Origin of the sequence: Streptomyces sp. NPDC004609, from assembly GCF_042873655.1 — a bacterium.
Classification (GTDB): domain Bacteria; phylum Actinomycetota; class Actinomycetes; order Streptomycetales; family Streptomycetaceae; genus Streptomyces.
This window is the reverse complement of the sequence record NZ_JBIALS010000034.1, coordinates 1-12,828: the sequence shown is the minus strand read 5'-3', so window position 1 is coordinate 12,828 and position 12,828 is coordinate 1. Positions and strand designations below refer to the sequence as shown.

Annotated in this window: 13 protein-coding genes; 5 read left to right on the top strand and 8 right to left on the bottom strand. The window is 73.0% G+C overall.

The genetic code is table 11. The features are described 5' to 3' along the window. Nucleotides 1-2: 2 nt before the first annotated feature. From ACFYT4_RS27985 to ACFYT4_RS27970, 4 genes are all read right to left on the bottom strand, one after another. Nucleotides 3-467, bottom strand: a complete 465-nt coding sequence (locus ACFYT4_RS27985; protein ID WP_389274751.1) for a MarR family winged helix-turn-helix transcriptional regulator — start codon at nt 465-467, stop codon at nt 3-5. 242 nt (nt 468-709) lie between these two features. After that, entirely contained in the window at nt 710-1,195 is a 486-nt protein-coding gene (locus tag ACFYT4_RS27980) for a nitroreductase/quinone reductase family protein (protein WP_389274748.1), read from the bottom strand. After that, nucleotides 1,195-2,457 carry an acyl-CoA dehydrogenase family protein gene (locus ACFYT4_RS27975; RefSeq protein WP_389274745.1) on the bottom strand — a complete coding sequence of 421 codons (1,263 nt, stop codon included), beginning with the start codon at nt 2,455-2,457 and terminating at the stop codon, nt 1,195-1,197. The genes ACFYT4_RS27980 and ACFYT4_RS27975 overlap by 1 nt, the downstream gene beginning before the upstream one ends. A 677-nt stretch (nt 2,458-3,134) precedes the next feature. After that, the gene (locus ACFYT4_RS27970; RefSeq protein ID WP_389274742.1) at nt 3,135-3,521 is read right to left on the bottom strand and encodes an iron chaperone; all 387 of its coding nucleotides are present in this window, start codon (nt 3,519-3,521) and stop codon (nt 3,135-3,137) included. Nucleotides 3,522-3,569: 48 nt separating this feature from the next. On the opposite strand from ACFYT4_RS27970, the gene ACFYT4_RS27965 reads away from it, so the two are divergent. Together ACFYT4_RS27965 and ACFYT4_RS27960 are read left to right on the top strand one after the other, a co-directional pair. Then, nucleotides 3,570-4,748, top strand: a complete 1,179-nt coding sequence (locus ACFYT4_RS27965; protein ID WP_389274739.1) for an acetyl-CoA acetyltransferase — start codon at nt 3,570-3,572, stop codon at nt 4,746-4,748. Nucleotides 4,749-4,773: 25 nt separating this feature from the next. Continuing rightward, entirely contained in the window at nt 4,774-5,445 is a 672-nt protein-coding gene (locus ACFYT4_RS27960) for a pyridoxal 5'-phosphate synthase (protein WP_389274736.1), read from the top strand. 376 nt (nt 5,446-5,821) lie between these two features. Here ACFYT4_RS27960 and ACFYT4_RS27955 read toward each other — a convergent pair whose 3' ends face one another. Together ACFYT4_RS27955 and ACFYT4_RS27950 are read right to left on the bottom strand one after the other, a co-directional pair. Further along, entirely contained in the window at nt 5,822-6,286 is a 465-nt protein-coding gene (locus ACFYT4_RS27955) for a Zn-ribbon domain-containing OB-fold protein (RefSeq protein WP_389274733.1), read from the bottom strand. A gap of 149 nt (nt 6,287-6,435) precedes the next feature. Beyond that, nucleotides 6,436-6,885 carry a DoxX family protein gene (locus ACFYT4_RS27950; RefSeq protein WP_389274730.1) on the bottom strand — a complete coding sequence of 150 codons (450 nt, stop codon included), beginning with the start codon at nt 6,883-6,885 and terminating at the stop codon, nt 6,436-6,438. Nucleotides 6,886-7,111: 226 nt separating this feature from the next. On the opposite strand from ACFYT4_RS27950, the gene ACFYT4_RS27945 reads away from it, so the two are divergent. Together ACFYT4_RS27945 and ACFYT4_RS27940 are read left to right on the top strand one after the other, a co-directional pair. Further along, nucleotides 7,112-8,302, top strand: a complete 1,191-nt coding sequence (locus ACFYT4_RS27945) for a flavin-containing monooxygenase (protein WP_389274924.1) — start codon at nt 7,112-7,114, stop codon at nt 8,300-8,302. A 617-nt stretch (nt 8,303-8,919) separates the two neighbouring features. Beyond that, complete coding sequence (locus tag ACFYT4_RS27940) at nt 8,920-11,151, top strand: acetate--CoA ligase family protein (protein ID WP_389274727.1); 2,232 nt, start codon at nt 8,920-8,922, stop codon at nt 11,149-11,151. Here ACFYT4_RS27940 and ACFYT4_RS27935 read toward each other — a convergent pair. Further along, the gene (locus ACFYT4_RS27935) at nt 11,081-11,377 is read right to left on the bottom strand and encodes a pentapeptide repeat-containing protein (protein ID WP_389274724.1); all 297 of its coding nucleotides are present in this window, start codon (nt 11,375-11,377) and stop codon (nt 11,081-11,083) included. The two genes, ACFYT4_RS27940 and ACFYT4_RS27935, sit on opposite strands and share 71 nt — an antisense overlap. Here ACFYT4_RS27935 and ACFYT4_RS27930 point away from each other — a divergent pair. Next, nucleotides 11,340-12,062, top strand: coding sequence for an enoyl-CoA hydratase/isomerase family protein (locus ACFYT4_RS27930; protein WP_389274721.1), 723 nt, complete (start codon nt 11,340-11,342; stop codon nt 12,060-12,062). The genes ACFYT4_RS27935 and ACFYT4_RS27930 overlap by 38 nt on opposite strands. Nucleotides 12,063-12,477: 415 nt before the next feature. On the opposite strand, the gene ACFYT4_RS27925 is transcribed toward ACFYT4_RS27930, so the two are convergent. Continuing rightward, nucleotides 12,478-12,669: a hypothetical protein gene (locus tag ACFYT4_RS27925; protein ID WP_389274718.1), complete on the bottom strand. Its 192-nt coding sequence runs from the start codon at nt 12,667-12,669 to the stop codon at nt 12,478-12,480. Nucleotides 12,670-12,828 lie beyond the last annotated feature (159 nt).

The following is a 12,828-nucleotide window of genomic DNA, read 5'->3' as shown; positions in this document are numbered from 1 at the left end:
GGTCACCTCCGGGTACTGGTGGGTGAATCCTCCTGGAACTGCGCGGCGAGCCTGCGCAGCGCCGGTACGGCGGCGGCCAGCGCGGCCCGGTCCTCGTCGCCGAGCCGCAGCCACCGCTCCCGGTAGAGGGCGGCCCGCCGGTCGTCCCAGTCCTTCAGCCGCCGTGCGGCCTCCGGGGTGGTGTACAGCAGTACCGCCCGCCCGTCCCCGGGGTCGGTTTCCCGGAGCAGCAGCCCCCGGCCGGTCAGCCGCCGGACCAGGGTCGACACCGAGTTGCCGGCGAGCCGGAGCTCCCGCGCCGCCGCCGATACGCGGATGCCGGGGTTCAGCTGGACCAGTCGAAGAAGCTCTGCCTGGGCGGTCGGCAGCGGGGGACCCACCACACCACCGCGCAGGGTGCGGCGCACCAGCCGGTTGACACCGACGACCAGCTCACCGAGCTCCTCAGCCAGCCCGATATCGGACATATATCCACGTTAACTCTTAACGAGAGCTAACCAGTCGGCGAGCCGTGCCCGACGGGATCCCTTCGGCCGGACAGCGCCTCGGAGGCGAGGGCTCCGGCCGGGGAGAGGGCGCCCGGGGGCGGGGTGGGGCGGCGCACGAGCGGGGTGGGTGGCGCGCGGGTCGGAGCGGTGGCGCCGAGCCGGGTGGGTGGCACCCCGGGTTGGGGAAATGGGGCGCGGGTCGGGGCGGTGGGGCGTCCGCGTTATCCGCGGGTCAGGCGGAACAGCCGGATCCGTCGGGGCACCCTGGCCTGATACGTCGCGTACGGCGGCCAGAACAGCAGGGCCCGCTCCCAGACCCGCTCCCGCTCGTCCCCCTCCAGCAGGTGCGCCCGCACGGGAATGTCCTCGCCCTTCCAGCTGATGTCGGCGTCCGGGTGGGCGAGGAGGTTGGCCGTCCACGCCGGGTGGCCCTCGCGGCCGAAGTTGGAGCCGATGAGGATCCAGGAGCCGGTGTCCTCCTCGGGCATACAGGCCAGCGGGGTGACCCGGGGCAGTCCGGACTTCGCGCCGCGCGCCGTCAGGACGAGACCCGGCAGCATCCGGGCGCTCAGGAGGACCTTGCCACGGGTCAGCCGGTGCACCGCGCGGTCCATCGCCGGGATGAAGTGCGGCGCGACCCTGGCGAAGCCCCGGGTGGAGGAGACCTTCCGCAACAGCCGTACGCCCATCGGCGCCCCGGTCGCCATCACACCGCCTCCGCCGCGGGCACCTCGGGCGCCACGAACAGGCCCGCCGCCTGTGCCGCGTGCCCCCGCAGCCGGTGCACCGGGCCGAACAGCAGCTCGTCGGCCGCCGCCCGCTTGAAGTAGAGATGCGCCTCGTGCTCCCAGGTGAAGCCGATCCCGCCGTGCAGCTGCACCGCCTCCGCCGTGACCACGCGCATCGCCTCCAGGCCCTGGGCGAGGGCGAGTCCCGCCTCGTCCGGGTGCCGTGCCGCGTAGTACGCCGCCGAGCGGGCCGCCTGGACGTGGACGTACAGATCGGCGAGCCGGTGCTTGACCGCCTGGAAGGAGCCGATCGCCCGGCCGAACTGCTCCCGCGCCTTGACGTACTCCACCGTCCGGTCCAGGGCGCTCGCCGCCGCCCCCACCGCCTCCGCCGCGAGCAGCGCCGCCGCCCAGGCACCGGTCGCGGCGAGCGCGCCGGGCACCTCCGCCGCGCGGTGGCCCCCGGCGCGCTCGCCGACGCCGTGGCCTGCGCCGACGCCGTCACCGGCCTCGCCGATGTCCTCGCCGAGCAGTTCGGCGGGGCAGTCGCGGAGTTCGATCCGTGCCTGGGGGCGGGTCTCGTCCAGGGTGGTCTGGCGCGTACGGGAGAGCCCGGCCGCCCCTTCCCGTACCAGGAACAGCAGCGTCCGGCTGCGCGGGAAGCCCCCGGTGTGCGCGGCGACCAGCAGGAGCCCCGCGCTGTGGCCGTCGAGGACCTGGGCGGCCTCCCCGTACAGCAGCCAGCCGCCCGAGCCGTCGTCCGCCGGGCGGGCCTGGATGCCGCCCGCTCTGCCCCCGCCCGCCCACTCGCCCGTGGCGTTGTCGCCGATGAGGCCGAGCGCGGTGGCGAGTCCCCCGCCGGGAACGGCGAGTGCGCAGGTCAGGGACCCGTCGGCGATACCCGGCAGCAGGTCGGCGCGCTGGGCGGGGGTGCCGAGCGCGGTGATCAGGGGGGCGCCGAGGCCCGAGGTGGCGAGGAGCGGGGAGGGCAGCAGGGCGCGGCCGGTCTCCTCACAGGCGAGGGCGAGTTCGGGAAGCCCGCAGCCGACGCCTCCGTACTCCTCGGGGAGCGCGAGTCCGGGCAGCCCGAGCTGCTCGGACAGCCGCGTCCACAGCCGGGGGTCGTGGCCGTCGCCGGTGAGCACGGCGGCCCTGACCTCGCTCGGGCCGGAGCGTTTGGCGAGCAGCTCGCGCAGGGTGCGGCGGATCTCGTCCTGTTCCGCGGTGAAGGCGGTGTCCATACGGCCCCTCCATTTCTGACGGGGCGTCATGCTAGGGGGGCCGCCTCCAGATGGACAGCCCTCTGCACACGTCGGCGAAAGGAAACGGGGAGGCCGTGGGGGGGGAAGAACCGGGGCGGGGCCGCCCGGGCGGGGCGGAGGACCTGGCGGGGCATGGCGGGCAGCCCGGCGCGCCGGGCGGGGCTGCCTGGTGAAGCCGGGGCGGGTTGGGGCGGGGCAGGCCAGGGCGGACCCCCGGGCGAGGCCGCCTCGTGAAGCCCGGGGCGGGCGACGGTGAGCAGCGGGCGGCAGGCGACAACGGCCGGCCGTCAACGGCGGGGCCGGGCAACCACGGGAGACCGGGTCAGATGCGGCCGCGCACGGCACAGGCCCGCCTCAGGTCGACAGGCCCACCCCAGGGCGGCAGGCCCCCAGGGCACAAGTGCGGCCCGCGGCACACCCGCCCCAGGTCGACAGGCCCACCCAGGACACAGACCCGACCCGGGGTGTTGGGCGGCCCGGGGCACACCCGCCCCAGGTCGACAGGCCCACCCAGGACACAGACCCGACCCGGGGTGTTGGGCGGCCCGGGGCACAGGCCCGACCCGGGTCGGCAGGCGCGGCCCGGGGCACAGGTCCACCCCAAGGCGGCAGGCCCACCCAGGGCACAGGCCCACCCAGGGCGCCGGCGGCCCGGGTCAGCAGATCCGGCCCGGGCCGGCCTCCGTCGCCGCCGCCGTCGCACGGAGCAGATCGCGCACCAGGTCGTAGTCGATCTTCTCGATACGCCGGAAGCGCAGACACCCCTTGCCCATGTCATGGCCGGCCAGCCGGTCCTCGAAGGCTTCCCGCACATCCACACGCAGCAGATAGAAGGAGATGTACTGCTTCTGGTTGGCGAAGGCGATCTCCCCCTGCTCCGCGCCGGGCCGGCGGTACGCGGGCATTCCGTACGCCATCAGCTCCTCGTATCCCGCCAGCTCCGTACGGCACAGCTCCCGGATGCGCGCCAGAGCGGTCCGCCTGCCCTCGTCCGTCACTTCCGCGAGGTAGCCGTCCACATCCGGCGCGGCGCTCTGGACCATGTTCCGCTCCCTACTCCACTCCCCGGTATCTGATGTACCGTCAGATTCATGTCTACTCCCCCGCGGACTGCCCGCAAGGTCGCCATCGTCGGCATATCCCTGTCGGACTGCGGACGTGTCGACGGTCCCACTCCCTACACCCTGCACGCCCAGGCCGCGCGCCGCGCGCTGGCCGACTCGGGGCTCGACCGCTCGGTCGTCGACGGCTTCGGCTCGGCCGGACTCGGCACGCTCGCGCCCATCGAGGTCGCCGAATATCTGGGGCTGAAGCCGCGGTGGGTGGACTCGACGGCCGTCGGCGGAGCGACCTGGGAGGTCATGGCCGCGCACGCCGCCGATGCCATCGCCGCGGGTCACGCCAACGCCGTCCTCCTCGTCTACGGCTCCACCGCCCGTGCCGACATCAAGGCCCGGCGCCGCACCTCCAATCTGTCCTTCGGCGGCCGGGGGCCGCTCCAGTTCGAGGTGCCCTACGGGCACACGCTCATCGCCAAGTACGCGATGGCCGCGCGCCGCCATATGCACGAGTACGGCACCACCCTGGAGCAGCTCGCCTCGGTCGCCGTCCAGGCCCGGGCGCACGCCGCCGCCAACCCGGACGCCATGTTCCGCGGCCCGATCACCGTGGACGACGTCCTGGACGGGCCGATGATCGCCGATCCCTTCACCAAGCTGCACTGCTGCATCCGCAGCGACGGGGGCTGTGCCGTACTGCTCGTCGCGGAGGAGTACGTCCCGGACACGGCGAAGGCCCCGGTGTGGATCCTGGGCACCGGCGAGTACGTCTCCCACACCACGATGTCGGAGTGGGACGACTTCACCGTCTCCCCGGCCGCGGTCTCCGGACGCCTCGCCTTCGAGCGCGCCGGGCTCCGCCCCGCCGAGATGGACATCGCCGAGATCTACGACGCCTTCACCTATATGACCCTGGTGACGCTGGAGGACCTGGGGTTCTGCGCCAAGGGGGAGGGCGGCGCCTTTGTCGGGGAGGGGCGGATCGGACCGGGCGGCGAACTGCCCGTGAACACCGACGGCGGCGGCCTCTCCGCCTGCCACCCCGGGATGAGGGGCCTGTTCCTGCTGGTGGAGGCGGTACGGCAGCTACGCGGCGAGGCCGGCGGCCATCAGACCCTCCGGCGCGACGGCGAACCGCCCCGGCTGGCGGTCGCCTCCGGCACGGGCGGCTGGTTCTGCTCCTCGGGAACGGTGGTCCTGGGCCGGGAGTGACCCGCGGGTGCGGTTGACTGGGGTGATGGACACCGATCCTCAGGCCGCGTTCCGCAGCCTCCTGCACGCCCAGCGCGTCTGGGACGCCGACCTGCCCGCCTTCGATCCGGCCGACGCGCCGGACGAGCCGCTGCCGCTGTTCCACCGGTGGTTCGCACAGGCCGTGGCGGCGGGGCAGCCGGAGCCGCACACCATGGCCCTGGCCACCGTCGACGAACGCTCCCGTCCCGACGTACGCACCCTGATGCTGCACGACGCCGACGAACGGGGCTGGCACTTCGCCTCCCACGCGACCAGTGCGAAGGGGCGCCAACTGGCCGCACGTCCGGAGGCGGCCCTCGGCTTCTACTGGGCCGTGCAGGGGCGCCAGATCCGTGTCCGGGGGCCGGTGGGCGCGGCCGGGTCCGACGAGAGCCGGGCCGATCTGCACGCCCGGTCCACGGGTGCGCTGGCCGCCGCGCTCACCGGGCGGCAGAGCGAGGTCCTCGGCTCGCTCGACGAACTCGCCGCCGCCTCCCGTACCGCTTGGCAACGGGCCCGGGCGGAGCCGGAGACGGCGGTCCCGACCTGGACGCGGTACGTCCTGGAACCGCGCGAGGTGGAGTTCTTCCAGGGCCACCCCGAGCGGCGCCATGTGCGGCTTCGCTACCGCCGCGACCCGGGCGGCGGCTGGCGGCGGGATCTGCTCTGGCCCTGAGCCCCTCGGCTCACCGGGCACAAGGGGCGGCCGACGGCCGGGGCCGGGGTCGCCGCCCGCCGTCCCGAACCGCCTGGACAGCCGCGCCGACTTCCAGCCCAGCAAGGGCTGATACACGCCGTACAGCTCGGACGCATAAGGCAGAGAACCGTCGAACTTGGCGAAGTTGACCTTCATTGCGCACACTCCCTTCGGGTCGCCCCCGGACACGTCCGGCGCGCGTCCGGTGCCGTACGCAACAGGCTGCTCCCGAATGGAGGTTCGCGTATATGTCCGCAAAGACATCGGCGGTTGAAACCACCTGGCGGAGTGAGCGTCTGGCGTGCGTCCGCCAGATCTGAAAGAGAGGGGTCCGGATCCGGATCGTTCGCGGGTGCTACCGCCGCACCGGCCGGAAGACCGGCACGGACGTCCCCGCGGGCACGCCCGCACCCCCGGCCCCCGCACGGGACCGGTCCTCCGTACGGGACCCGCCGTCCTCGCGGAAGGTGACCTCCAGGTCCATCCCGACGGCCAGTTCCCCCTCCGCGTACTCGACCACCTCGGTCATCATGCGCGGACCTTCGGCGAGATCGACGACGGCGGCGGCATAGGGGACCCGCGCACCGAACGGCGGCAGATCGTTCCGGTGCACCACGGACCAGGTGTAGAGGGTCGCCCGCCCGCTCGCCCGCTCCCAGTCGACGTCCTCGCTCCAGCAGAACGGGCAGAACTCGCGCGGGTAGTGGTGTGCCTTCACGCAGGCGCGACAGCGGCGGACCATCAGCCGCCCCCCGGCTGCCGCGTCCCAGTACGTACGCGTGAAGTCGTCGATGTCGGGAGTGGCGGCGGAGGGAGTCACGGCGGAAGGCGCCGCGGCCGAGGGAGTCACGGCGGAAGGCGCCGCCGTGGACGGCGTCGCGGCCGAGGGAGTCACGGCGGCGGACGTCGCGGTGGACGGAGACGCGGCCGAAGGCCCCGACTGCGGCGCCGGCGTACGGTTCGCGGCCATCAGAACAGTCCGGTCGCGCTGTCGAGCGACCACGTCTGCCAGGACATCGCGAAGAGGGCGACGAACGAGATCAGGGCCATCATCGCGTTCTGTCCCTGCTCGGCCCAGTCGTGGATCATCAGCACCAGATAGAGCAGATTGAGCAGCAGTCCGCCGACGAGCGCGATCGGGGTGAGGAAGCCGCTGACCAGGCCGAGCCCGAGGGCGAGTTCGGCGTAGACGACGATGTACGCCATCATCCGGGGACGCGGCTCGACGATCTTCCGGAAGCCGTCCTTCACGAACGGCCACCGGTGCTTGCCCGCCACCTCGGCCGCCCACGCGATGCCGGTCCCGCGCTCGAACCAGCCCTTCCTGTCCTTGTGCCGCCAGCTCTCCAGCCACCACAGGCCGAGACCGATACGGAGGACGGCGCCCCATTCGGCGCCGGTGAGCCAGATGGTCTGCATCCGGACCGGACCTCCCTCTCCCCCAGACTTTCTGACGGTACGTCAGTTCAGCCGATGGGGCACCGGAGCGCAAGAGGCGTGCGCGTCCGATCCGGCCGGAGGGGAAACAAGTCGGAACAAGCCGGAACCAGCCGTACCGTACGTGATCAATTCGCAATCGATTTCCGCCTCGACTGGGACACACCAACAGAACTCGGCAGTACGCTCACGCCTCATGGCCGGCGAAATATCGAAGTCCGCGGGGAGGTCCGGGAGGAAGTCCCCGGCGGACAGAGGCGGGGACTTCGACCGCACCGACGACCGACCCGTCTATGTCGTCGGGGGCGGCCCCGGAGGTCTCGCCGTGGCCGCGGCGCTGCGGGAGCGGGGCGTACGGGCCGTCGTCCTGGAGAAGTCCGATTCCGTCGGCGCCTCCTGGCGCGGCCACTACGACCGGCTGCGCCTCCACACCACCCGGCGGCTGTCGGCACTGCCGGGCCTGGCCATGCCCCGGTCGTTCGGACGCTGGGTCTCCCGCGACCACGTGGTCCGCTATCTGGAGAAGTACGCCGAGTTCCACGAACTGGAGATCGTCACGGGCGTCGAGGTGTCCCGTATCGAACCGGCGGGCTCCGACTGGCTGCTGCACGCCACGGGCGGACGGCGGCTGACCGGGCGCGCGGTCGTCGTCGCCACCGGCCACAACCACACCCCGCGGCTGCCCGACTGGCCGGGCCGCGACGGCTGGGGCGGTGAGCTGCTGCACGCGTGCGAGTACCGCGAGCCGTCCCCGTACGCGGGCAGGGACGTCCTGGTCGTCGGCGCGGGCAACACGGGCGCGGAGATCGCCGTCGACCTGGCGGAGGGCGGCGCCGCACGGGTGCGGCTCGCGGTGCGCACGACCCCGCACATCGTGCGCCGCTCCGTGGCCGGCTGGCCCGCCCAGCGCAGCGGCATCCTGGTCCGCAGGCTGCCCGCCGCGGTGGTCGACCGGCTGGCCGGGCTGCTGACCCGGGTCTCCGTACCGGATCTGACCGCCCATGGCCTGCCGCGCCCGGACACCGGTCTGTACTCGCGGGTCAAGGAGGGCGCGGTCCCGGTGCAGGACGTGGGCCTGATCCACGCCGTGCGTACGGGGAAGGTCGAACCCGTCGCGGCCCTCGCCGCCTTCGAGGCGGACAAGGCGGTCCTCGCCGACGGGACCCGGCTCTCCCCGGACGTGGTGATCGCGGCGACGGGCTACCGGCGCGCGCTGGAGGGGATGATCGGCCACCTCGGCGTCCTCGACGCGAACGGGAAGCCCCTCGCACACGGCCGCCGCACTCCGGCGCAGGCGCCCGGGCTGTACTTCACCGGATTCACCAATCCCGTCAGCGGGATGCTCCGTGAGCTGGCGATCGACGCGCGCAGGATCGCGAAGGCACTGGCGGCACGCTGAGGCACAGGCACGCCGAGAGACGGGCGGGCAGGAAGCGCGGTACGTGGCCGGGGCGGGGACGGTGCCGTACGGCCGATCGCGCTGACCGGGCCCTCCCCTGTACGGCCCGGTCAGCGCAAGCTCGTCGCCCGCTCACCTCAGCGTCTGCGCGGACGACTCTGTTACTGCCTCGGCGATTCGGCCACACGCCCGGCGGAACCCGGTCATGCGGCAGGCCGCCCCCGCCGTCCCCGTATGCGCCGTACGGGACGTAGGTGCTGAACACACCAAGGGCGACCCGCGCCCGGGCCGGACCGGGCACGGCCACCGGCGGCACCGGATCGCGACGCACCGGCCCCGACCACACCGCATCCCACCCGGGCCGGGTCGCCCCCGGCCGGGCACGCCAGACCGGACCGATGCGATCCGGTGGTCTGCCGGTGCCGTTTCCCGGGTAGGGGCCCGGAGAACCCCCGGGTCCTGAGTAGGGGCCCGGAGAACCCCGGGTCTCGGGTAGGGGCCCGGTGAACCCCGGCACCCTTTGCCTGCACGCCTGTTCCTGACGCGCCGTCAGTTCTGTAATCTGACTATGCGTCAGTAACTTTGGACTTGGCAACGAGCAGGAGCGGGGCTCACCGATGCTTGGATCTACTCACGGCACCCTCACCTCCGACCTCCGCGCACGCGTAGTGGCCTGCGGAGAACAGCCCCGCGACGCCATCCACGACACCGCGTCGGTCACCCCGGCCGATGGGGACATGGATGTCAGCGGGCGTCCGCTGTACGCGCCGGTGCCCGATCTCGACCGGTTCTTCCGGCCCGCGTCCGTCGCCGTCGTCGGGGCCTCCGACGCCGAAGGGCGCCCCAACACGGGCATCACCCGGCAGCTCATCGACTGGGCCGGACGCGTGGGCGCGCGGCTCTACCCCGTCCACCCCACCCGGGACCAGGTCTTCGGGCTCCCCTGCGCCCCCCGCGTGGCCGACCTGCCCGAGCCGGTCGATCTCGCCGTCCTGCTGGTCGGCGACCCCCTGCCCGTCATCGGCGAACTCGCCGAGGCCAAGGTCAGATTCGCCGTCGCCTTCGCCTCCGGATACGCCGAGACCGGCGAGGAGGGCGCGGTGGCCCAGAGCCGGCTCGCCGCCGCCGTCGAACGGGCGGGCGTACGGCTCCTCGGCCCCAACACCAATCTCAACGCCTTCGAGAGGTTCCGCGACGACCTCGACGGACCGGCGATCGCGCTGATCACCCAGTCCGGCCACCAGGGCCGGCCGGTCTTCACCATGCAGGAGCTGGGGGTACGCCTCTCCCACTGGGCGCCCACCGGCAACGAGGCCGATCTGGAGACCGCCGACTTCATCTCGTACTTCGCCGAACGGCCCGAGGTCGGTGCCATCGCCTGTTACGTCGAAGGGCTCAAGGACGGGCGTTCCTTCCTGCTCGCCGCCGACCGGGCGGCCCGGCGCGGGGTGCCGGTCGTCGCCGTCAAGGTGGGCCGTACCGAGGCGGGCGCGCGGATGGCCGCCTCCCACACCGGCAAGCTCACCGGAGCCGACCAGGTCGTGGACGCGGCCATGCGGCAGTACGGAGTCATCCGCGTCGACGGCCTCGACGAACTCCAGGACACCTCGGCCCTGCTGGCCCGCGCCCGCAGGCCGCTGGCCGACGGGGTCGTCGTCTACTCCATCTCCGGCGGCACGGGCGCGCACTTCTCCGATCTCGCGACCGCCGCCGGACTGCGTCTCCCCCGCCTGTCCGGCGCCAAGCAGGACGAGCTGCACCAGTGGATACCGGAGTATCTGAACGTCGCGAACCCCGTCGACAACGGCGGCCATCCCGTGGGCGACTGGCGCGGACGGAAGATCATCGACGCGATCCTCGCCGACCCCGGGGTGGGGGTGCTGATCTGTCCGATCACCGGCCCCTTCCCGCCCATGAGCGACCGACTCGCCCAGGACCTCGTGGACGCGGCCGAGGCGACGGACAAACTGGTCTGTGTGGTGTGGGGTTCGCCGGTCGGTACGGAGCCGGCGTACCGCGAGACCCTGCTCGGGTCCTCCCGCGTCGCCACCTTCCGTACCTTCGGTAACTGCATCACCGCCGTACGCGCCTATCTCGACCACCACCGCTTCGCCTCCGGCTATCTCTCCCCCTTCGACGAGGCCCCGCGCACCCCCTCCCCCTCCTTCCGCAAGGCCCAGGCGCTGATGCGCCCCGGCAAACAGCTCAGCGAGCACTCCGCGAAACAGCTGCTGCGGGCGTACGGGATCCGGGTGCCGCGCGAGCAACTGGTGACCAGCGCGGCGGCGGCCGTACGGGCCGCGGGGCTGGTCGGCTACCCCGTCGTCATGAAGGCGTCCGGCACCCAGCTCGCGCACAAGACCGAACTCGGCCTGGTCAAGGTCGGTCTGACCTCCGCGAGCCAGGTACGCGACGCCTACCGCGAACTCACCGACATCGCGCGGTACGAGGGCATCGAGCTGGACGGCATCCTGGTGTGCCAGATGGTGGAACGGGGGGTGGAGATGGTCGTCGGCGTCACCCAGGACGCGCTGTTCGGGCCGACCGTGACGGTCGGGCTCGGCGGGGTGCTGGTGGAGGTCCTCCGGGACGCGGCCGTACGCGTGCCCCCGTTCGGCGAGGGCCAGGCGCGCGCCATGCTGGACGAACTGCGCGGGCGGGCGCTGCTGGACGGCGTCCGGGGCGGACCGCCGATGGATGTGGACGCCCTCGTCGAGGTCGTCCTGCGGGTCCAGCGGATGGCGCTGGAGCTGGGCGACGAACTGTCCGAACTGGACATCAATCCGCTGACGGTGCTGCCGCGCGGTCAGGGCGCGGTGGCGCTGGACGCGCTGGCGGTGTGCCGATGAAAGGAACGCCGGTGAACGACGGGCCGCTGAACGACGCACCGGTGAACGCCTCCCCGGTGAGCGATACGCCGGTGAGCGATACGCCGGTGAAGGACGCGCAGGTGAAGGACGCGCAGGTGAACGCGGACGAGGTACTGCACCGGGTCGAGAACGGTGTCTCCTGGATCACCCTCAACCGGCCCGAGGCGATGAACGCGGTCACCTGGGACCAGCGCGAGCGGATCATCGCGCTGCTGGGGACGGCGTCCGGCGACCCGGAGGTGCGGGCCGTCGTCATCACCGCCACCGGCAAGGGGTTCTGCGCGGGCGCGGATCTGCGGGGTTCGCCGTCGACCGGGCGGGAGCGGGTCGCCGGGGACGTCGCCCGGACGATCCGCCAGGGCGCGCAGCGGTTCATCGCGGCGGTCCTGGACTGCGAGAAGCCCGTCGTCGCCGCGGTGAACGGCACGGCCGCCGGGATCGGCGCGCATCTCGCCTTCGCCTGCGATCTGGTTCTCGCGGCCGAACCCGCGCGGTTCATCGAGGTGTTCGTACGAAGGGGGCTGGTCCCGGACGGCGGCGGAGCGTATCTCCTGCCCCGGCTCATCGGGCCGCAGCGCGCCAAGGAGCTGATGTTCTTCGGCGACTCCCTGCCGGCCGCCGACGCGGAACGCCTCGGCCTCGTCAACCGCGTCGTCCCCCCGGACGAGCTGGAGAAGACGGCCCGTGAGTGGGCCGAGCGGCTCGCCCAGGGGCCGACCCGGGCCCTCGCCCTCACCAAGCAGCTGGTGAACGCGTCGCTGGAGTCCGACCGGGCAACGGCGTTCGCGGCGGAGGCGGCGGCGCAGGAGATCAATATGACCACGCGGGACGCGAACGAGGGCGTCACGAGCTTCGTCGAGCGCCGGACCCCGGAGTACCGGGGCCACTGAGGCCGGAGGCCGGGGCTGTTCGGACCGGGACCGGGCGAGCCCGTCCCCGGCCGAACCGCGGACGGCGCCCAGGGCCGCGTCCCTTCCCCCGCGCCACCGCCGGCCACCGACACCCACGGGCCCGGCCCGCGCACCGTGTCGGCCCACGAGCGGGCATGCCCGGAAGCACACAGCCTCTCGGTGACGGGCGGGGTCCCAGGATCGCCGTCAGCCGGACTCCGCCAGTTCGTCCCGGATGGGGCCGGGTTCGGTGTAGAGGGCACAGCCGGGGCAGGCGTGGAGCGTGGTCCCCGTGCCGTCCGGGCGGGACACCCAGCGCACGGGAACCGGTGCGTCGGTGGACCGCTCACAACAGCAGCACTCGGCGGTACGGGCAAGCGGAGGCGGTCCTGTGAGAGCGTCGGGCGACATCGGATCACCGCGCCCGCAGGCGCTCCTCCATCTTGGCCCGGAGCGGCGAGTTCAGCACATAGTCGAGCTGTGCGCGGAGGTGCTCGGTCTCGGTGACGGACAGGCACATCCGGTGCACCACCGGCGCGGATCCGTCACATACGACGGCGATGGGGATCAGCACCTGGTCGGGCCCGTGGCCCTCGTTCGTCTCCACGCGCCGCACACGCTGACCGGGCGCCGGATTCAGCTCCCAGTTGTCGCTCCGGGGGGTCCGGTGCCAGGGCTTCGGCGTGAAGCCGGTGTGTCCTGGTTTTGATCACGGGATGGTGAGGATCGCGAGAGGGCGGGTGGCATCGCGGGCGTTGTGCCGGAG